Source organism: Streptococcus sanguinis, from assembly GCF_019928825.1.
Taxonomy (GTDB): Bacteria; Bacillota; Bacilli; order Lactobacillales; family Streptococcaceae; genus Streptococcus; species Streptococcus sanguinis_L.
On record NZ_JAHZOP010000005.1, the window covers coordinates 135,852 to 154,222 of the forward strand.

The 18,371-nt window shown below is 42.2% G+C and carries 32 protein-coding genes; all 32 read left to right on the forward strand.

Annotated features, from left to right (window positions below):
* The first annotated feature begins 38 nt into the window (after positions 1–38).
* The 32 genes from tgt to K1J09_RS10800 all read left to right on the forward strand — a co-directional run bounded on the left by tgt (position 39) and on the right by K1J09_RS10800 (position 18,218).
* Entirely contained in the window at positions 39–1,181 is a 1,143-nt protein-coding gene (gene tgt, locus K1J09_RS10645) for a tRNA guanosine(34) transglycosylase Tgt (RefSeq protein WP_223323879.1), read from the forward strand.
* A 25-nt stretch (positions 1,182–1,206) separates the two neighbouring features.
* Positions 1,207–1,845 (forward strand): uridine kinase family protein, encoded by a 639-nt coding sequence (locus K1J09_RS10650; RefSeq protein ID WP_223323878.1) that lies wholly within the window; start codon positions 1,207–1,209, stop codon positions 1,843–1,845.
* Between the two features lie 373 nt (positions 1,846–2,218).
* A complete protein-coding gene (rpsJ, locus tag K1J09_RS10655; protein ID WP_002894478.1) occupies positions 2,219–2,527 on the forward strand; it encodes a 30S ribosomal protein S10 in 309 nt (102 codons plus the stop codon).
* Positions 2,528–2,611: 84 nt separating this feature from the next.
* Positions 2,612–3,238 (forward strand): 50S ribosomal protein L3, encoded by a 627-nt coding sequence (gene rplC, locus K1J09_RS10660; RefSeq protein ID WP_223323877.1) that lies wholly within the window; start codon positions 2,612–2,614, stop codon positions 3,236–3,238.
* 24 nt (positions 3,239–3,262) lie between these two features.
* Entirely contained in the window at positions 3,263–3,886 is a 624-nt protein-coding gene (gene rplD, locus K1J09_RS10665) for a 50S ribosomal protein L4 (RefSeq protein ID WP_002894480.1), read from the forward strand.
* Positions 3,886–4,182 carry a 50S ribosomal protein L23 gene (locus tag K1J09_RS10670; RefSeq protein ID WP_002894481.1) on the forward strand — a complete coding sequence of 99 codons (297 nt, stop codon included), beginning with the start codon at positions 3,886–3,888 and terminating at the stop codon, positions 4,180–4,182. The genes rplD and K1J09_RS10670 overlap by 1 nt, the downstream gene beginning before the upstream one ends.
* A 17-nt stretch (positions 4,183–4,199) precedes the next feature.
* Positions 4,200–5,033: a 50S ribosomal protein L2 gene (rplB, locus tag K1J09_RS10675; protein WP_002894482.1), complete on the forward strand. Its 834-nt coding sequence runs from the start codon at positions 4,200–4,202 to the stop codon at positions 5,031–5,033.
* Between the two features lie 85 nt (positions 5,034–5,118).
* A complete protein-coding gene (gene rpsS / locus K1J09_RS10680; RefSeq protein ID WP_000533766.1) occupies positions 5,119–5,400 on the forward strand; it encodes a 30S ribosomal protein S19 in 282 nt (93 codons plus the stop codon).
* 11 nt (positions 5,401–5,411) lie between these two features.
* Positions 5,412–5,756: a 50S ribosomal protein L22 gene (rplV, locus tag K1J09_RS10685; RefSeq protein WP_002894484.1), complete on the forward strand. Its 345-nt coding sequence runs from the start codon at positions 5,412–5,414 to the stop codon at positions 5,754–5,756.
* A gap of 12 nt (positions 5,757–5,768) precedes the next feature.
* The gene (gene rpsC / locus K1J09_RS10690; protein WP_002894486.1) at positions 5,769–6,422 is read left to right on the forward strand and encodes a 30S ribosomal protein S3; all 654 of its coding nucleotides are present in this window, start codon (positions 5,769–5,771) and stop codon (positions 6,420–6,422) included.
* A 3-nt stretch (positions 6,423–6,425) separates the two neighbouring features.
* Positions 6,426–6,839 carry a 50S ribosomal protein L16 gene (gene rplP, locus K1J09_RS10695; protein ID WP_000960948.1) on the forward strand — a complete coding sequence of 138 codons (414 nt, stop codon included), beginning with the start codon at positions 6,426–6,428 and terminating at the stop codon, positions 6,837–6,839.
* 9 nt (positions 6,840–6,848) lie between these two features.
* A complete protein-coding gene (rpmC, locus tag K1J09_RS10700) occupies positions 6,849–7,055 on the forward strand; it encodes a 50S ribosomal protein L29 (RefSeq protein WP_002894488.1) in 207 nt (68 codons plus the stop codon).
* A 23-nt stretch (positions 7,056–7,078) separates the two neighbouring features.
* Positions 7,079–7,339: a 30S ribosomal protein S17 gene (rpsQ, locus tag K1J09_RS10705; RefSeq protein ID WP_000440801.1), complete on the forward strand. Its 261-nt coding sequence runs from the start codon at positions 7,079–7,081 to the stop codon at positions 7,337–7,339.
* 25 nt (positions 7,340–7,364) lie between these two features.
* Entirely contained in the window at positions 7,365–7,733 is a 369-nt protein-coding gene (gene rplN / locus K1J09_RS10710) for a 50S ribosomal protein L14 (protein ID WP_002894494.1), read from the forward strand.
* A 75-nt stretch (positions 7,734–7,808) separates the two neighbouring features.
* The gene (gene rplX / locus K1J09_RS10715; protein WP_002894497.1) at positions 7,809–8,114 is read left to right on the forward strand and encodes a 50S ribosomal protein L24; all 306 of its coding nucleotides are present in this window, start codon (positions 7,809–7,811) and stop codon (positions 8,112–8,114) included.
* Positions 8,115–8,137: 23 nt separating this feature from the next.
* On the forward strand, positions 8,138–8,680 hold the full coding sequence (gene rplE, locus K1J09_RS10720; RefSeq protein ID WP_002894499.1) for a 50S ribosomal protein L5: 543 nt from the start codon (positions 8,138–8,140) through the stop codon (positions 8,678–8,680).
* 17 nt (positions 8,681–8,697) lie between these two features.
* Positions 8,698–8,883 (forward strand): type Z 30S ribosomal protein S14, encoded by a 186-nt coding sequence (locus K1J09_RS10725; RefSeq protein ID WP_001085697.1) that lies wholly within the window; start codon positions 8,698–8,700, stop codon positions 8,881–8,883.
* Between the two features lie 180 nt (positions 8,884–9,063).
* A complete protein-coding gene (gene rpsH / locus K1J09_RS10730) occupies positions 9,064–9,462 on the forward strand; it encodes a 30S ribosomal protein S8 (protein ID WP_002898725.1) in 399 nt (132 codons plus the stop codon).
* A 191-nt stretch (positions 9,463–9,653) separates the two neighbouring features.
* On the forward strand, positions 9,654–10,190 hold the full coding sequence (gene rplF / locus K1J09_RS10735; RefSeq protein ID WP_223323876.1) for a 50S ribosomal protein L6: 537 nt from the start codon (positions 9,654–9,656) through the stop codon (positions 10,188–10,190).
* Between the two features lie 85 nt (positions 10,191–10,275).
* The gene (gene rplR / locus K1J09_RS10740; RefSeq protein ID WP_009659213.1) at positions 10,276–10,632 is read left to right on the forward strand and encodes a 50S ribosomal protein L18; all 357 of its coding nucleotides are present in this window, start codon (positions 10,276–10,278) and stop codon (positions 10,630–10,632) included.
* Between the two features lie 17 nt (positions 10,633–10,649).
* Positions 10,650–11,144, forward strand: a complete 495-nt coding sequence (rpsE, locus tag K1J09_RS10745) for a 30S ribosomal protein S5 (protein ID WP_002894506.1) — start codon at positions 10,650–10,652, stop codon at positions 11,142–11,144.
* A 13-nt stretch (positions 11,145–11,157) separates the two neighbouring features.
* On the forward strand, positions 11,158–11,340 hold the full coding sequence (gene rpmD, locus K1J09_RS10750) for a 50S ribosomal protein L30 (RefSeq protein ID WP_002894509.1): 183 nt from the start codon (positions 11,158–11,160) through the stop codon (positions 11,338–11,340).
* Between the two features lie 155 nt (positions 11,341–11,495).
* A complete protein-coding gene (gene rplO / locus K1J09_RS10755; RefSeq protein ID WP_002901833.1) occupies positions 11,496–11,936 on the forward strand; it encodes a 50S ribosomal protein L15 in 441 nt (146 codons plus the stop codon).
* A gap of 12 nt (positions 11,937–11,948) precedes the next feature.
* Entirely contained in the window at positions 11,949–13,256 is a 1,308-nt protein-coding gene (gene secY / locus K1J09_RS10760) for a preprotein translocase subunit SecY (RefSeq protein ID WP_002931923.1), read from the forward strand.
* Between the two features lie 173 nt (positions 13,257–13,429).
* Positions 13,430–14,068: an adenylate kinase gene (locus K1J09_RS10765; RefSeq protein ID WP_002905789.1), complete on the forward strand. Its 639-nt coding sequence runs from the start codon at positions 13,430–13,432 to the stop codon at positions 14,066–14,068.
* A 117-nt stretch (positions 14,069–14,185) separates the two neighbouring features.
* Positions 14,186–14,404 (forward strand): translation initiation factor IF-1, encoded by a 219-nt coding sequence (gene infA / locus K1J09_RS10770; RefSeq protein WP_001029883.1) that lies wholly within the window; start codon positions 14,186–14,188, stop codon positions 14,402–14,404.
* A gap of 22 nt (positions 14,405–14,426) precedes the next feature.
* Positions 14,427–14,543, forward strand: a complete 117-nt coding sequence (gene rpmJ, locus K1J09_RS10775; protein WP_001808836.1) for a 50S ribosomal protein L36 — start codon at positions 14,427–14,429, stop codon at positions 14,541–14,543.
* Positions 14,544–14,560: 17 nt separating this feature from the next.
* Entirely contained in the window at positions 14,561–14,926 is a 366-nt protein-coding gene (gene rpsM / locus K1J09_RS10780; RefSeq protein ID WP_002894516.1) for a 30S ribosomal protein S13, read from the forward strand.
* Positions 14,927–14,945: 19 nt separating this feature from the next.
* Positions 14,946–15,329: a 30S ribosomal protein S11 gene (gene rpsK, locus K1J09_RS10785; protein WP_001118385.1), complete on the forward strand. Its 384-nt coding sequence runs from the start codon at positions 14,946–14,948 to the stop codon at positions 15,327–15,329.
* Positions 15,330–15,374: 45 nt separating this feature from the next.
* Positions 15,375–16,313: a DNA-directed RNA polymerase subunit alpha gene (locus tag K1J09_RS10790; protein ID WP_002894519.1), complete on the forward strand. Its 939-nt coding sequence runs from the start codon at positions 15,375–15,377 to the stop codon at positions 16,311–16,313.
* Positions 16,314–16,324: 11 nt separating this feature from the next.
* Entirely contained in the window at positions 16,325–16,711 is a 387-nt protein-coding gene (gene rplQ, locus K1J09_RS10795; RefSeq protein WP_002894521.1) for a 50S ribosomal protein L17, read from the forward strand.
* Between the two features lie 247 nt (positions 16,712–16,958).
* On the forward strand, positions 16,959–18,218 hold the full coding sequence (locus K1J09_RS10800; protein WP_126436043.1) for a glutamate-cysteine ligase family protein: 1,260 nt from the start codon (positions 16,959–16,961) through the stop codon (positions 18,216–18,218).
* Positions 18,219–18,371 lie beyond the last annotated feature (153 nt).

Here is an 18,371-nt window from a genome sequence, read left to right on the forward strand (position 1 = left end):
AAAAATCGCTGGGACTGTTTTTCCCGGCAGGAGGAAACATGTCAACATCACCGATTCAGTATCGTTTGATCAAAAAAGAAAAGCACACAGGTGCCCGTTTGGGAGAGATTATCACACCTCACGGGACCTTCCCAACGCCTATGTTTATGCCGGTTGGCACTCAGGCGACAGTTAAGACCCAGTCCCCTGAAGAGCTCAAGCAAATGGGTTCTGGTATTATCTTGGCCAATACCTATCATCTCTGGCTACGTCCAGGCGATGAGCTAATTGCCCGTGCAGGTGGTCTGCACAAGTTCATGAACTGGGACCAGCCTATTCTGACGGATAGTGGCGGTTTCCAGGTCTATTCTTTAGCTGACAGCCGCAACATCACAGAAGAAGGAGTAACCTTCAAGAATCACCTCAATGGTTCTAAGATGTTTCTGTCACCAGAAAAGGCTATCTCTATCCAGAACAATCTGGGTAGCGACATCATGATGTCCTTTGATGAGTGCCCGCAGTTCTACCAGCCTTATGATTATGTCAAGAAGTCCATTGAGCGGACTAGCCGTTGGGCAGAGCGTGGCCTCAAGGCGCATCGCCGTCCTCAGGATCAAGGTCTCTTTGGGATTGTTCAGGGTGCGGGTTTTGAAGATTTGCGCCGCCAGTCTGCTCAAGACTTGGTCAGCATGGATTTCCCAGGTTATTCGATTGGAGGCTTGGCTGTCGGAGAGTCTCACGAAGAGATGAATGCAGTGCTAGACTTCACAACACCTATGCTGCCTGAAAGCAAGCCTCGCTATCTCATGGGAGTTGGGGCGCCAGATAGCTTGATTGATGGTGTTATCCGTGGTGTGGATATGTTTGACTGCGTCCTGCCGACTCGGATTGCCCGAAACGGTACCTGTATGACCAGCGAAGGACGTCTGGTTGTTAAAAACGCTCAGTTTGAGGAAGATTTTACGCCGCTGGATCATGACTGTGACTGCTACACTTGCAGCAACTACACGCGGGCCTATATCCGCCACTTGCTCAAAGCGGACGAAACCTTTGGGATCCGCCTGACCAGTTATCACAACCTCTACTTCTTGGTGAACCTTATGAAGAAAGTGCGTCAAGCCATCATGGATGACAATCTGCTGGAATTCCGTGAAGACTTTATTGAGCGCTACGGTTACAATAAATCCAGCCGAAATTTCTAAGAAACTCCATTTGAAAGGGGAAGCTATGTCTGATGAAGAGAAATTGCTGAAAAGATTGACAGCGTATCTGTCAGACGACCAAAAACATACCCTGCGTATTTACGGTCATGGTGCTTCGGGGAAGTCAACCTTTGCTCGAAAACTCCAGCTAGCTTTGGGTGAGGAACGAGCTAATCTGCTAGCAACAGATCCTTATGTAATTTCTGGAACTTATCGAGAATTGCTCAGTTCCAAAGATTTTCCTCATCAAAAAGTCACAGCCTGTCTCCTAGCTGTTCATGAACTAAGCAGTCTGGAGCGAGATATTTGCGCCTTGCGGTCTGGTCTGGATATTCTGACCATTGGCACAGCTTGGTCGCCTAGCTTGCGTTTATCAGCCCGAAAGCCGATTTTAATAGTAGAAGGCATGTCGGCTGCCTTTTTGTCTGAAAGTTTGTTTGATTTGTCGCTTTGCTTTTACACGGATGATCAGACTGAGTTAGAACGACGCTTGGCTCGGGATGTGGCTGTGCGAGAGCGCAGGCCAGAGTGGATAGAGCAGACGCATCTAGCTCGACGAGAGCAATATAGGCACTTTTATCAACCCTATCTGGCATCTGCAGACCTTGTAATCTGCCAGTCGGGCAAGGATTTTCGCATCGAAAAGGACAGCCCCTTACTATAAAATAAAGTAGCCAAGAGTAAATTTTCATTTTTGATCTCACTGATGTGCGTCAGTGGGATTTTGTATTTTCTGAATACAAACTCGAATAAATAGGTGAAAAAGTTTAAATTTTCTTCTAGATAATGATTTACAAGACTTATAAATTGTTTAGAAAACACTTTCATAAAAAATTATCCTAAAAATCTTTAAAAAATTACTCAAATCCCTTGCAATGACTGGTTCTTTGTGTTAAGATACTATGGTGCTGTAAAAATACAGCGTGTAGCTTTGATGCAAGAGGTTGCGACACGCTCGGTTGCATTGCCACGCAATTGCCTGTCGGTTTTCTTGTGGAGCTAGCCTATTATCTTAAATAGACGAAAAGGAGAAAAAGATGGCAAACAAAAAAATCCGCATCCGTTTGAAAGCTTACGAACATCGTACACTTGATACAGCGGCTGCAAAAATCGTAGAAACTGCTACTCGTACTGGTGCTGAAGTTGCGGGTCCAATCCCACTTCCAACTGAGCGCAGCCTCTACACAATCATTCGTGCGACTCACAAATACAAAGACTCTCGCGAACAATTTGAAATGCGTACTCACAAACGCCTGATCGACATCATCAACCCAACTCAAAAAACAGTTGACGCTTTGATGAAATTGGATCTTCCAAGTGGTGTGAACGTAGAGATTAAACTTTAATCTAAAGCTTGATCTAAACCAGAGCATGAAAAACGCTCGTTAAAAACTTTTTGAAAAAAATTATAGAAAAGGAAACATTTTCTCATGACAAAAGGAATCTTAGGGAAAAAAGTGGGAATGACTCAAATCTTCACTGAAGCTGGCGAATTAATCCCTGTAACTGTTGTTGAAGCAGCTCCAAACGTTGTTCTTCAAGTTAAAACAGTTGAAACAGATGGTTACAACGCAGTTCAAGTTGGTTTTGATGACCTTCGTGACGTATTGAGCAACAAACCTGCCAAAGGCCATGTAGCGAAAGCTAACACAGCTCCTAAGCGCTTCATTCGTGAATTCAAAAACATTGAAGGCTTGGAAGTAGGAGCAGAAATCACTGTCGATACATTCGAAGCTGGTGATGTTGTTGATGTAACAGGAACTTCAAAAGGTAAAGGTTTCCAAGGTGTTATCAAGCGCCACGGCCAATCTCGTGGTCCAATGGCTCACGGTTCACGTTACCATCGTCGTCCTGGTTCAATGGGACCAGTTGCGCCAAACCGCGTCTTCAAAAACAAACGCTTGGCTGGACGTATGGGTGGCAACCGTGTAACGATTCAAAACCTTGAAATCGTACAGGTTGTTCCAGAGAATAACGTTATCCTGATTAAAGGTAACGTACCAGGTGCTAAGAAATCTCTTATCACTATCAAGTCAGCAGTTAAAGCTGGTAAATAATAAAGAAAGGGGAAATCAGTCACAATGGCAAACGTAAAATTATTTGACCAAACTGGTAAAGAAGCTGGTGAAGTAGTTCTGAACGATGCGGTCTTTGGTATTGAACCAAATGAATCAGTTGTCTTTGATGTTATCATCAGCCAACGCGCTAGCCTTCGTCAAGGAACTCACGCTGTTAAAAACCGTTCTGCAGTGTCAGGCGGCGGACGCAAACCATGGCGTCAAAAAGGAACTGGACGTGCTCGTCAAGGTTCTATCCGCTCTCCACAATGGCGTGGTGGTGGTATCGTATTCGGTCCAACTCCTCGTTCATATGCTTACAAACTTCCGCGTAAAGTTCGTAGATTGGCATTGAAATCAGTTTACTCTGAAAAAGTTGCTGAAAACAAATTCGTAGCTGTAGACAGCCTTTCATTTACAGCTCCAAAAACTGCTGAGTTTGCAAAAGTGCTTGCTGCACTGAGCATTGATACGAAAGTTCTTGTTATCCTTGAAGAAGGAAACGAATTCGCTGCACTTTCAGCTCGCAACCTTCCAAACGTGAAAGTTGCAACTGCAACAACTGCAAGCGTTCTGGACATCGTAAACAGCGATAAACTTCTGGTTACTCAGGCAGCTATCTCTAAAATTGAGGAGGTTCTTGCATAATGAATTTGTACGACGTAATCAAAAAACCTGTTATCACTGAAGGCTCAATGGCTCAGTACGAAGCAGGCAAATACGTATTTGAAGTTGACACTCGCGCTCACAAACTCTTGATCAAGCAAGCTGTTGAAGCTGCTTTTGAAGGAGTTAAGGTTGCTAACGTTAACACTATCAATGTAAAACCAAAAGCAAAACGCGTTGGACGCTACACTGGTTTTACAAACAAAACTAAAAAAGCTATCGTAACACTGACAGCTGATTCAAAAGCAATCGAGTTGTTCGGTGCAGAAGAAGAATAATCTAAGGAGGAAATATCGTGGGAATTCGTGTTTATAAACCAACAACAAACGGTCGCCGTAATATGACTTCTTTGGATTTCGCTGAAATCACTACCAGCACTCCAGAAAAATCTTTGCTTGTTTCTTTGAAGAGCAAGGCTGGTCGTAATAACAACGGTCGCATCACTGTTCGTCACCAAGGTGGCGGCCACAAGCGTCACTACCGTTTGATTGACTTCAAGCGTAACAAAGACGCTGTTGAAGCAGTTGTAAAAACAATTGAGTATGATCCAAATCGTTCAGCAAACATCGCTTTGGTTCACTACACTGACGGTGTGAAGGCTTATATCATTGCTCCTAAAGGTCTTGAAGTTGGTCAACGCATCGTTTCAGGTCCTGAAGCAGATATCAAAGTCGGAAACGCTCTTCCGCTTGCTAACATCCCAGTCGGTACTTTGGTTCACAACATTGAGTTGAAGCCAGGCCGCGGTGGAGAATTGGTTCGTGCTGCTGGAGCTTCTGCTCAAGTATTGGGTCAAGAAGGTAAGTACACTCTTGTTCGTCTTCAATCAGGCGAAGTTCGTATGATTCTTGGTACTTGCCGCGCTACAGTTGGTGTTGTCGGAAACGAACAACATGGACTTGTAAACCTTGGTAAAGCAGGACGCAGCCGTTGGAAAGGTATCCGCCCAACAGTTCGCGGTTCTGTAATGAACCCTAACGATCACCCACACGGTGGTGGTGAAGGTAAAGCACCAGTTGGTCGTAAAGCGCCATCTACTCCATGGGGCAAACCTGCTCTTGGACTTAAAACTCGTAACAAAAAAGCGAAATCTGACAAACTTATCGTTCGTCGTCGCAACGAGAAATAATTTAAAACAATTTATCCGCCAGCTCGGTAGCGCTGCTTAGTCAGCGCAGGCCGCTGTGGTACTTATTTAAAGGAGAAAATATAAAATGGGACGCAGTCTTAAAAAAGGACCTTTCGTCGATGAGCATCTGATGAAGAAAGTTGAAGCTCAAGCTAACGACGAAAAGAAAAAAGTCATCAAAACTTGGTCACGTCGTTCAACGATCTTCCCAAGTTTCATTGGTTACACAATCGCAGTTTATGACGGACGTAAACACGTGCCTGTTTACATCCAGGAAGACATGGTAGGTCACAAGCTTGGTGAATTTGCGCCAACTCGTACTTACAAGGGTCACGCTGCAGACGACAAGAAAACACGTAGAAAATAAGGAGAACATAAATGGCAGAAATTACTTCAGCTAAAGCAATGGCTCGTACAGTGCGTGTTTCACCTCGTAAATCTCGTCTGGTTCTTGACAATATTCGTGGTAAAAACGTCGCTGACGCAATCGCAATCTTGAAATTCACGCCAAACAAAGCTGCTGGCATTATCGAAAAAGTTTTGAACTCTGCAATCGCTAATGCTGAAAACAACTTTGGTTTGGAAAAAGCAAACTTGGTAGTATCTGAAGCTTTCGCAAATGAAGGACCAACTATGAAACGTTTCCGTCCGCGCGCTAAAGGTTCAGCTTCACCAATCAACAAACGCACAAGCCACATCACTGTGGTCGTTGCAGAAAAATAAGGAGGTAACATCGTGGGTCAAAAAGTACATCCAATTGGTATGCGTGTCGGCATCATCCGTGATTGGGATGCCAAATGGTATGCTGAAAAAGAATACGCGGATTACCTTCATGAAGATCTTGCAATCCGTAAATTCGTTCAAAAAGAATTGGCTGACGCAGCGATTTCAACTATTGAAATTGAACGCGCAGTAAACAAAGTTAACGTTTCTCTTCACACTGCTAAGCCAGGTATGGTTATCGGTAAAGGTGGAGCAAACGTTGATGCACTCCGTGCAAAACTCAACAAATTGACTGGAAAACAAGTCCACATCAACATCATCGAAATCAAGCGTCCTGACTTGGATGCGCATCTGGTTGGTGAAGGAATTGCTCGCCAGCTTGAGCAGCGTGTTGCTTTCCGTCGTGCTCAAAAACAAGCTATCCAACGTACAATGCGTGCAGGAGCTAAAGGAATCAAAACTCAAGTATCAGGTCGTTTGAACGGTGCAGATATCGCCCGCAGCGAAGGTTACTCTGAGGGAACTGTTCCGCTTCACACTCTTCGTGCGGATATCGATTACGCTTGGGAAGAAGCTGACACTACTTACGGTAAACTGGGTGTTAAAGTCTGGATCTACCGTGGAGAAGTCCTTCCAGCTCGTAAAAACACTAAAGGAGGTAAATAACCAATGTTAGTACCTAAACGTGTTAAACACCGTCGCGAATTCCGTGGAAAAATGCGCGGTGAAGCTAAAGGCGGAAAAGAAGTAGCATTTGGAGAATACGGTCTTCAAGCAACTACTAGCCACTGGATCACTAACCGCCAAATCGAAGCTGCCCGTATCGCTATGACTCGTTACATGAAACGTGGCGGTAAAGTTTGGATTAAAATCTTCCCACATAAATCATACACTGCAAAAGCTATCGGTGTACGGATGGGATCTGGTAAAGGTGCTCCAGAAGGTTGGGTTGCACCAGTTAAGCGTGGCAAAGTAATGTTTGAAGTTGCTGGCGTTTCAGAAGAAATCGCTCGCGAAGCGCTTCGTCTTGCAAGCCACAAACTTCCAGTTAAATGTAAATTCGTAAAACGTGAAGCAGAATAAGGAGAAGGCATGAAACTTAATGAAGTAAAAGAATTTGTTAAAGAACTTCGTGGTCTTTCTCAAGAAGAACTCGCGAAGCGTGAAAATGAATTGAAGAAAGAATTGTTTGATCTTCGTTTCCAAGCAGCTGCTGGCCAATTGGAGCAGACAGCTCGCCTGAAAGAAGTGAAAAAACAAATCGCTCGTATCAAAACTGTTCAATCAGAAGTTAAATAATAGACTAGGGAAGGAGAATTTCAATGGAACGCAATAATCGTAAAGTTCTTGTCGGACGCGTTGTTTCTGACAAAATGGACAAAACAATCACAGTTGTAGTTGAAACTAAACGTAACCACCCAGTCTATGGTAAACGTATTAACTACTCTAAGAAGTACAAAGCACATGACGAAAACAATGTTGCCAAAGAAGGCGATATCGTTCGTATCATGGAAACTCGTCCGCTTTCAGCTACAAAACGCTTCCGTCTTGTAGAAGTCGTTGAAGAAGCGGTTATCATCTAATCAAACCAGAAAGGAGAAAACTTAAATGATTCAAACAGAAACTCGTTTGAAAGTTGCCGACAACAGCGGCGCTCGCGAAATCTTGACAATCAAAGTTCTTGGTGGCTCAGGACGTAAGTTCGCTAACATCGGTGATGTAATCGTTGCGTCTGTAAAACAAGCTACTCCTGGTGGTGCGGTTAAGAAAGGTGACGTTGTAAAAGCTGTTATCGTTCGTACTAAATCAGGTGCTCGTCGTAAAGATGGTTCATACATCAAATTTGACGAAAACGCTGCAGTCATCATCCGTGAAGACAAAACTCCTCGCGGAACTCGTATCTTCGGCCCAGTTGCTCGCGAATTGCGTGACGGTGGCTTTATGAAGATCGTATCATTGGCTCCAGAAGTACTTTAATCGAAATTAACAAACACAGTCCCCTGGCAAAAGTCAGGGTGCCCCTATGGGCGTAAGAATTAAGAGGAGAAATAAATGTTTGTAAAAAAAGGCGACAAAGTTCGCGTAATTGCTGGTAAAGACAAGGGTGTTGAAGCGCTTGTTGTTACAGCTCTTCCAAAAGTAAACAAAGTTGTTGTTGAAGGTGTAAACATCGTTAAGAAACACCAAAAGCCAAATAACGAAAACCCTCAAGGTGCTATCGTGGAAAAAGAAGCACCAATCCATGTGTCAAACGTTCAAGTGCTTGACAAGAATGGTGTTGCAGGACGTGTTGGCTACAAGTTTGTAGACGGCAAAAAAGTTCGTTACAATAAAAAATCAGGCGAAGTGCTTGACTAATCACGAAGGAAAGGAGAAGTATAATGGCAAATCGTTTAAAAGAAAAATATCTTAAAGAAGTAGTTCCAGCTTTGACTGAAAAGTTCAACTACTCATCTGTTATGGCTGTGCCAAAAGTGGATAAAATCGTTTTGAACATGGGTGTCGGTGACGCTGTATCAAACGCTAAAAACCTTGAAAAAGCTGCTGAAGAATTGGCTCTTATCTCAGGTCAAAAACCACTTATCACTAAAGCTAAAAAATCAATCGCCGGCTTCCGTCTTCGTGAAGGTGTAGCGATCGGTGCTAAAGTAACCCTTCGTGGCGAACGTATGTATGAATTCTTGGATAAATTAGTTTCAGTTTCTCTTCCACGTGTTCGTGACTTCCACGGTGTTCCAACAAAATCATTTGATGGACGCGGAAACTACACACTTGGTGTGAAAGAACAATTGATCTTCCCAGAAATCAACTTTGATGACGTTGATAAGACTCGTGGTCTTGACATCGTTATCGTAACAACTGCTAACACTGACGAAGAGTCACGCGAATTGCTTACAGGCCTTGGAATGCCTTTTGCAAAATAATATAGGAGGTAAAACAAATGGCTAAAAAATCAATGATTGCTAAGAACAAACGCCCAGCTAAGTTCTCTACGCAAGCTTATACTCGTTGTGAAAAATGTGGCCGTCCACATTCCGTTTACCGCAAGTTTAAACTTTGCCGTGTTTGCTTCCGTGAATTAGCATACAAAGGACAAATCCCAGGCGTTACCAAAGCATCTTGGTAATTCTAGCTTCCAATTCCGTTATGATTCCGCGTTATCGGCTTTTGCCTAACTTTAGTTATGCTTGCAAGCCGATGCCTAGACTCACTTAGGAATTGAAACCTAGAAACATATTCTGAGCATAGCTCAATCATTAACTAGCAAGTGCAGCTTGCAAACTACTAGTAAGAGGAGAAATATAAAATGGTTATGACTGACCCAATTGCAGACTTTCTGACACGTATCCGTAATGCTAACCAAGCAAACCACGAAGTGCTTGAAGTGCCTGCATCAAACATCAAAAAAGGGATTGCTGAAATCCTGAAGCGTGAAGGTTTTGTAAAAAACGTTGAAATCATTGAAGATGACAAACAAGGCATCATCCGTGTATTCCTTAAATACGGACAAAATGGTGAGAAAGTTATTACTGGTTTGAAACGTGTTTCAAAACCAGGTCTGCGTGTTTACAAGAAACGCGACGATCTTCCAAAAGTTCTGAACGGACTTGGAATTGCTATCCTTTCAACATCTGAAGGCTTGCTGACTGATAAAGAAGCACGCCAAAAGAATGTTGGTGGTGAGGTTATCGCTTACGTTTGGTAATATTTAGCTCTCAATTTCTTTGTGACTCTTCGTTATCGTCTCTTGCCTAACCCAAAAGTTATGCCTACGATACGATGCCTAGATTCACTTTGAAATTGAAATCTAAATGTTCCTTTAAATCGAGAAATCGATTTAAGACCCCGTGAAAACTGGTCGCATGCGGCCTGACAATCTAACAGGAGAATATATACATGTCACGTATTGGTAATAAAGTTATCGTGTTGCCTGCTGGTGTTGAAATCAGCAACAAAGACAACGTTGTAACTGTAAAAGGACCTAAAGGAGAACTGACTCGTGAGTTCTCAAAAGATATTGAAATCCGTGTGGAAGGAACTGAAGTAACTCTTCACCGTCCAAACGATTTAAAAGAAATGAAAACAATCCACGGAACAACTCGCGCCCTTTTGAACAACATGGTTGTTGGTGTATCAGAAGGATTCAAGAAAGAACTTGAAATGCGTGGGGTTGGTTACCGTGCTCAACTTCAAGGCAAAAAGCTTGTACTTTCAGTTGGTAAATCTCATCCAGACGAAGTAGAAGCGCCAGAAGGCATCACTTTTGAACTTCCAAATCCAACAACTATCGTTGTCAGCGGAATTTCAAAAGAAGTAGTCGGACAAACTGCAGCTTACGTACGTAGCCTGCGTGCTCCTGAACCATACAAAGGTAAAGGTATCCGCTACGTTGGTGAATTCGTTCGCCGTAAAGAAGGTAAAACTGGTAAATAATCTTGTTTGGCTGATTTTTTCAACCAAACAAGCTGTTTTCCAAGGTTGTGCATAAGCACAAGATTAAAATTAAGAGGTGAAAATTGTGATTACGAAACCAGATAAAAATAAAATCCGCCAAAAACGCCACCGTCGCGTTCGCGGAAAACTCTCTGGAACTGCTGATCGCCCACGTTTGAACGTATTCCGTTCTAATACAGGCATCTACGCTCAAGTGATTGATGACGTAGCGGGTGTAACGCTCGCAAGCGCTTCAACTCTTGACAAAGAAGTTTCAAAAGGAACTAAAACAGAACAAGCCGTTGTTGTTGGTAAGCTCGTTGCTGAACGTGCAGTTGCTAAAGGTATTTCTGAAGTCGTCTTCGACCGCGGTGGATATCTCTATCACGGACGTGTAAAAGCTTTGGCTGATGCAGCTCGTGAAAACGGATTGAAATTCTAAGAGGAGGACACTAGAAAATGGCATTTAAAGACAACGCAGTTGAACTTGAAGAACGTTTAGTTGCCATCAACCGTGTTACAAAAGTTGTTAAAGGTGGACGTCGCCTTCGCTTTGCAGCTCTTGTAGTTGTTGGTGACCGCAATGGTCGTGTTGGCTTCGGTACTGGTAAAGCTCAAGAAGTACCAGAAGCAATCCGCAAGGCAGTTGAAGATGCGAAGAAGAATTTGATTGAAGTACCAATGGTTGGCACAACAATTCCTCACGAAGTTCTTTCAGAATTTGGCGGAGCTAAAGTATTGCTTAAGCCAGCTGTTGAGGGTTCTGGAGTTGCTGCCGGTGGTGCGGTTCGTGCCGTCATCGAGTTGGCAGGTGTAGCAGATGTTACATCTAAATCTCTTGGCTCTAACACACCAATCAACATCGTTCGCGCAACTGTTGAAGGTTTGAAACAATTAAAACGCGCTGAAGAAGTTGCTGCCCTTCGTGGTATTTCAGTTTCTGACTTGGCATAAGAAAGGGGATAACATGGCTCAAATTAAAATTACTTTGACTAAGTCTCCAATCGGACGCATCCCGTCACAACGTAAAACTGTTGTAGCACTTGGACTTGGCAAATTGAACAGCTCAGTTATCAAAGAAGATAATCCAGCAGTACGCGGTATGATTACTGCAGTATCACATTTGGTAACTGTTGAAGAAGTTAAATAAGCTTTGCTGGTTTAACAACTTTAAATTAAAATACGTTAGGGGATGGGATTTTCTCAGCCCCTAAAACTAAATATATGTATAGGCGAGTTTATATAGGAGACACCTTTTCTCCTATATGAGCGCTAGCATTTTACAAAAAGAGGAGAAATAATATAATGAAACTTCATGAATTACAACCTGCTGCAGGTTCTCGTAAAGTCCGCAACCGTGTTGGTCGTGGTACATCATCTGGTAACGGTAAAACATCTGGCCGTGGTCAAAAAGGTCAAAAAGCTCGTAGCGGTGGCGGCGTTCGCCTTGGTTTTGAAGGTGGGCAAACTCCATTGTTCCGTCGTCTTCCAAAACGTGGTTTCCTGAACATCAACCGCAAAGAATATGCGATTGTTAACCTTGACCAACTGAACGCCTTTGAAGATGGCGCTGAAGTAACACCAGTTGTTCTCATCGAAGCAGGTATTGTAAAAGCTGAAAAATCAGGTATCAAGATTCTTGGTAACGGAGAATTGACAAAGAAATTGACTGTTAAGGCAGCTAAATTCTCTAAATCAGCTGAAGAAGCTATCACTGCTAAAGGTGGTTCAGTGGAAGTCATCTAAGCGAGGTGACCTATGTTTTTCAAACTATTAAAAGACGCATTTAAAATCAAACAGGTACGGTCTAAGATTCTGTTCACGATTTTTATCATCTTAGTTTTCCGTATCGGTACAACCATAACGGTTCCAGGGATTAATGCCAAAGCCTTAAGCAATTTGAATGATTTGCCATTCCTGAATATGCTGAGCTTGGTGTCTGGTAATGCTATGCGCAACTTTTCTGTCTTTGCACTTGGAGTCAGTCCTTACATCACAGCTTCGATCGTTGTTCAGCTGCTGCAAATGGACTTGCTTCCGAAGTTTGTAGAGTGGGGCAAGCAAGGGGAAGTGGGACGGAGGAAGCTGAATCAAGCGACTCGTTATATCGCCCTAGTTTTGGCCTTTGTGCAGGCAATTGGGATTACCGCTGGTTTTGATACTCTCTCAAGAGCTAATCTGGTTGCCAATCCTAATGTTCAGACCTACGCTTTGATTTGCGTTCTTCTAGCAACTGGTTCAATGATTGTAACTTGGCTGGGTGAGCAGATTACAGACAAGGGTTACGGAAATGGCGTTTCCATGATCATCTTTGCTGGTATCGTTTCCGCTATCCCTGATATGATTAAAGGTATCTATGAAGATTACTTTGTCAATATTCCGAGTGAGCGTTTGACTTCATCCTTCATTTTTGTAGGAATTCTGATTGTGGCGGTCCTTCTCATCATTTACTTTACAACCTTTGTACAGCAGGCTGAATATAAAATTCCAGTTCAGTATACGAAAGTAGCTAAGGGTGCACCTTCTAGCTCCTATCTGCCACTGAAAGTCAATCCGGCTGGGGTTATTCCAGTAATCTTTGCCAGCTCGATTACAGCTGCACCGGCAGCGATTTTCCAAGTTGTCAGTGCTATGGGCTATGACGCAGATTGGGTTAAGACAGCTCAGTCACTTTTGGCAACAACGACTATTAGTGGTATGTTCATGTACGCCTTCCTGATTGTCCTCTTTACATTCTTCTATACTTTTGTACAGATTAATCCAGAGAAGACAGCAGAAAATCTGCAAAAGAGCGGAGCCTACATTCCAGGTGTTCGTCCAGGTAAAGGAACAGAAGACTACATGTCTAAGCTGCTTCGTCGTTTGGCAACAGTGGGATCTCTCTTCCTAGGTTTCATTTCTATCCTGCCTATCTTGGCTAAAGATGTATTTGGATTGACAGATGCCGTTGCTCTTGGAGGAACCAGTCTCTTGATCATCATCTCAACCGGTATTGAGGGAATGAAACAGCTAGAAGGCTACCTGCTGAAGAGAAAGTATGTCGGCTTTATGGATACTTCAGAGTAAGGGACTTTTTGAATAGCTTTTCTAATGAGAAGCCCGTTCAGATAACCTTTCTTGAACCGAAAATAAACAAAATAAAAGGGGACAGAGTAGACTCACCCCCTTCTATTTTGTTTTTAAACGAGTTTATTAATCGGTTTAATAGATTGCTTTAAAAACAAAAAAGGAGACCAATCATGAATCTTTTGATTATGGGCTTACCAGGTGCTGGTAAAGGAACTCAAGCTGCTAAAATCGTTGAGAACTTCAATGTTGCGCATATTTCGACTGGAGATATGTTCCGTGCGGCGATTGCTAACCAAACAGAGATGGGCGTTTTAGCCAAGTCCTATATTGACAAGGGCGAGTTGGTGCCAGATGAAGTCACAAACGGAATCGTTAAAGAACGCCTTTCACAGAACGACATCAAAGAAACAGGTTTCTTGTTGGATGGTTACCCACGTACGATTGAACAAGCACATGCCTTGGACCAAACTCTGACAGAGCTTGATTTGGCTTTGGATGGCGTTATCAATATCGAAGTGGATCCTAACAGCTTGCTGGAGCGTTTGAGCGGTCGGATTATCCATCGTGAAACAGGCGAAACCTTCCACAAGGTCTTCAATCCGCCAGCAGACTACAAGGAAGAGGATTATTACCAGCGTGAAGATGATAAGCCTGAGACGGTTAAACGTCGTTTGGATGTCAATATTGCTCAGGGTCAGCCGATTATTGATCACTATCGCAGAAAAGGTCTGGTCCATGATATTCAAGGAAATCAAGATATTAATGATGTCTTCTCAGCTATCGAAAAAGTCTTGACAAATTTGAAATAAAAGCGTTTTTCCTGCTTGCAATATTTGACAAGTAGTGATACAATGAATTAGTCTGACTTATAATTGTTACCTCTGTGCTCAGAGGGATCAAATCGAAATTTATGGAGGTACTTTTGCGTGGCAAAAGACGATGTGATTGAGGTTGAAGGCAAGGTAGTTGATACAATGCCTAATGCAATGTTTACGGTTGAACTTGAAAATGGACATCAGATTTTAGCAACAGTTTCTGGTAAAATTCGTAAAAACTATATTCGTATTTTAGCGGGAGACCGTGTGACTGTAGAAATGAGTCCTTATGATTTGACACGTGGACGGATCACATACCGCTTTAAATAATCGAAAAACTTGGAGGGAAAAAATGAAAGTAAGACCATCGGTCAAACCAATTTGCGAATACTGCAAAGTTATTCGTCGTAATGGTCGTGTTATGGTAATTTGCCCAGCAAATCCAAAACACAAACAACGTCAAGGATAAGATAGAAAGGAGAAAAAATGGCTCGTATTGCTGGAGTTGACATTCCAAATGACAAACGTGTAGTCGTTTCACTGACTTATGTGTACGGTATCGGACTTCCAACTTCTAAGAAAATCTTGGCAGCTGCTGGAGTTTCAGAAGACATCCGTGTAAAAGATCTTACAATCGAACAAGAAGACGCTATCCGTCGTGAAGTAGATGCGATTAAAGTTGAAGGTGACCTTCGTCGTGAAGTAAACTTGAACATCAAACGTTTGATGGAAATCGGTTCATATCGTGGAATCCGTCACCGTCGTGGACTTCCTGTCCGTGGACAAAACACTAAAAATAACGCCCGCACTCGTAAAGGTAAAGCTGTTGCGATTGCAGGTAAGAAAAAATAATATAAGGAGGTAAAAAGTCTTGGCTAAACCAACACGTAAACGTCGTGTGAAGAAAAATATCGAATCCGGTATTGCTCATATTCACGCTACATTTAATAACACTATTGTTATGATTACTGATGTGCATGGTAACGCGATTGCTTGGTCATCTGCTGGAGCTCTTGGATTTAAAGGTTCTCGTAAATCTACACCATTTGCTGCCCAAATGGCATCTGAAGCAGCTGCTAAATCTGCACAGGAACACGGTCTGAAATCAGTTGAAGTTACTGTAAAAGGTCCAGGTTCTGGTCGTGAGTCTGCTATTCGTGCTCTTGCTGCCGCTGGTCTTGAAGTAACAGCTATTCGTGATGTGACTCCTGTACCACACAATGGTGCTCGTCCTCCAAAACGTCGCCGTGTATAATCACCAACCGTTACACTGCTTTTCGTTTAAGAGGGAGTATAGCAAATGATTGAGTTTGAAAAACCAAATATAACAAAAATTGATGAAAATAAAGATTATGGCAAGTTTGTAGTAGAGCCGCTTGAGCGTGGCTATGGTACAACGCTGGGAAATTCTCTTCGCCGTGTGCTTTTGGCTTCACTTCCAGGTGCTGCAGTTACTTCAATTAATATTGAAGGTGTGTTACACGAGTTTGATACAATTTCTGGTGTCCGCGAAGACGTGATGCAAATTATTCTGAACGTCAAAGGGATTGCTGTAAAATCTTACGTCCAAGACGAAAAGATTATTGAACTGGATGTTGAAGGACCAGCAGAAGTAACTGCCGGAGACATTTTAACAGACAGTGATATTGAAATTATAAACCCTGATCATTATCTCTTTACAATCGGAGAAGGTGCAAGCTTTAAGGCAACGATGACTGTCAATAGCGGTCGTGGTTATGTGCCTGCAGATGAAAATAAGAAAGATGATGCACCAGTGGGAACACTTGCGGTGGATTCTATCTATACGCCTGTGACAAAAGTTAATTACCAGGTTGAGCCAGCTCGTGTTGGTAGCAACGATGGTTTTGACAAACTAACCCTTGAAATTTTAACGAATGGAACAATTATTCCAGAAGATGCTTTGGGACTTTCAGCCCGCATCCTTACGGAACATTTGAATCTCTTCACTAATCTGACAGAAGTAGCTATCGCTGCAGACGTTATGAAGGAAGCAGAAAAGACTTCTGATGACCGCATTTTGGAACGGACTATCGAAGAATTAGATTTGTCAGTTCGCTCATACAACTGTTTGAAACGTGCAGGTATCAATACTGTATTTGATTTGACAGAGAAATCTGAGCCTGAAATGATGAAAGTTCGTAACTTGGGACGCAAGAGTCTGGAAGAAGTAAAAGTTAAACTTGCTGATCTCGGTCTGGGGTTAAAAAACGATAAATAAAGGAGGAATACATGGCTTACCGTAAACTAGGACGCACTAGCTCACAACGTAAAGCAATGCTTCGCGATTTGACTACTGATTTGCTGATCAACGAATCAATCGTGACAACTGAAGCTCGTGCTAAAGAAATCCGTAAAACAGTAGAAAAAATGATTACATTGGGCAAACGTGGAGACTTGCACGCTCGTCGTCAAGCAGCAGCTTTTGTACGCAATGAAATCGCATCAGAAAACTATGATGAAGCAACAGAAAAGTATACTACAACTACTGCTCTTCAAAAATTGTTCTCTGAGATTGCACCACGCTATGCAGAGCGCAACGGTGGATATACTCGTATCCTGAAAACTGAACCGCGCCGCGGAGATGCTGCGCCAATGGCAATCATCGAATTAGTATAAGATCATCAATCTTTGTTGAGTGTTATGATGATGGAATAGAGGCTCTATTCTTAGTCTAGCTCTGGTCTACCGCTAGGATTTTTTCCTAGCGGGAACACTCATCATATAGTTGATAATAGGTAGACGCTTGTTTACGAAATTGCTTTTAAGACAAAAACAATTTCGTAAGCAGGCGTTTTTGCTTGAAACTAGGAAAAAACCTGAAATTTTGTTATAATACTCTAACACTATCAAAAATTTATAGGAAATGGAAATGATTGATTCAATCCAAATTTTAAAAGAACGCTATTTAAAGAATATTAAAGAAAATCCAACTGTCTACATTGGCATTGAATTAGAATTTCCTATTGTCAATAGCCAGGGCGGAGCGACTGATACGACCGTTGCCAAGAATCTATTAAAACGTTTACTTGATGAACATGATTTTGAAGCGGAGAGATTTGATAGAGATGGAAATCCTATCCAACTAAAATCCACTAAAAATGAAGACAGAATTCTTTTTGAGGTCTCTTACAATACTTTGGAATTTGCTTTTGCCAAGGCTAGCAGAATTCAAGAAGTTGAAGAGCGTTTTAAGAACTATCTGAACATTATTCAGCTAATTCTGCGTGAAGAACATCATGAAATTCAAGGAGAAGGTATTCATCCTTTCTGGGCTGAAAATGATAATAGTCCAGTTAAATATCCAAGATATGAAATGCTGATGCAGTATTTAGCTATGGGAAAGAACATGGAAGGTTTGCACAATTATCCAGAATATGGTGCTTTTATTTGTGGGAGTCAAGTTCAGCTGGATGTCTCAAGAGAAAATTATTTAAGCGTCATCAATGTCTTCAATCAAATTGAAGCTGCTAAGGCATACCTTTTTGCCAATTCAGAGTTTTCGGATTCTTCTTGGGATACAAAAATAGCTCGGGACATTTTCTGGGAGCAATCGATGCATGGCATTTTACAGGAAAATGCGGGTGTGAATTCAAAAGATTTTCAAACTGAAGATGAATTTTTTGCTTATCTTAGTAAATCAGCGCTTTTCACTGCCGAACGAAATGGTCAATCCTACTATTTCTATCCGATATCTGCTAATGAATACTTGAGCCAGAAAACTATTGAAGCTTATAGCCTTTCAGGTGAAAAAGCAAATTTGACTCCAAGGGGAGCAGACTTCAAGAATCATAGAAGTTATCAGTATCAAGATTTGACGACGCGGGGGACAGTAGAGTTTCGGAGCGTCTGCACTCAGCCTTTTGATAGAACCTTTTCTTCTGCTGCTTTTCATCTTGGTATTTTAGAAAATTTGGAGAATGTAAAAGCCTATTTACAAGACGCTCCCTTCTTTCAAGAGGAAGGTCGGGATTACAAAGCTTTAAGAAGAAAGTTTTCTAAAAAAGAGTTGTCTGCAAGTGAAAGAGAGCATATTTATGAATTCACAAAGACTTTGCTTCAGTTGGCAAGAGCTGGTTTATTAGCTCGTCAATTAGGGGAAGAAGCATATCTTCCCGCACTCTAATAGACGGAAAGACTTTAATGCATAAAAAACTTCAAAAAAATGTAAAAAAAAATTAGAAAAGGTATTGACAAGAGGTGTGGTTGGGTGATATACTAATATAGTTGTCGCGAAAGACAAAGCCCTTTGAAAACTGAACAAGACGAACCAAGTGCA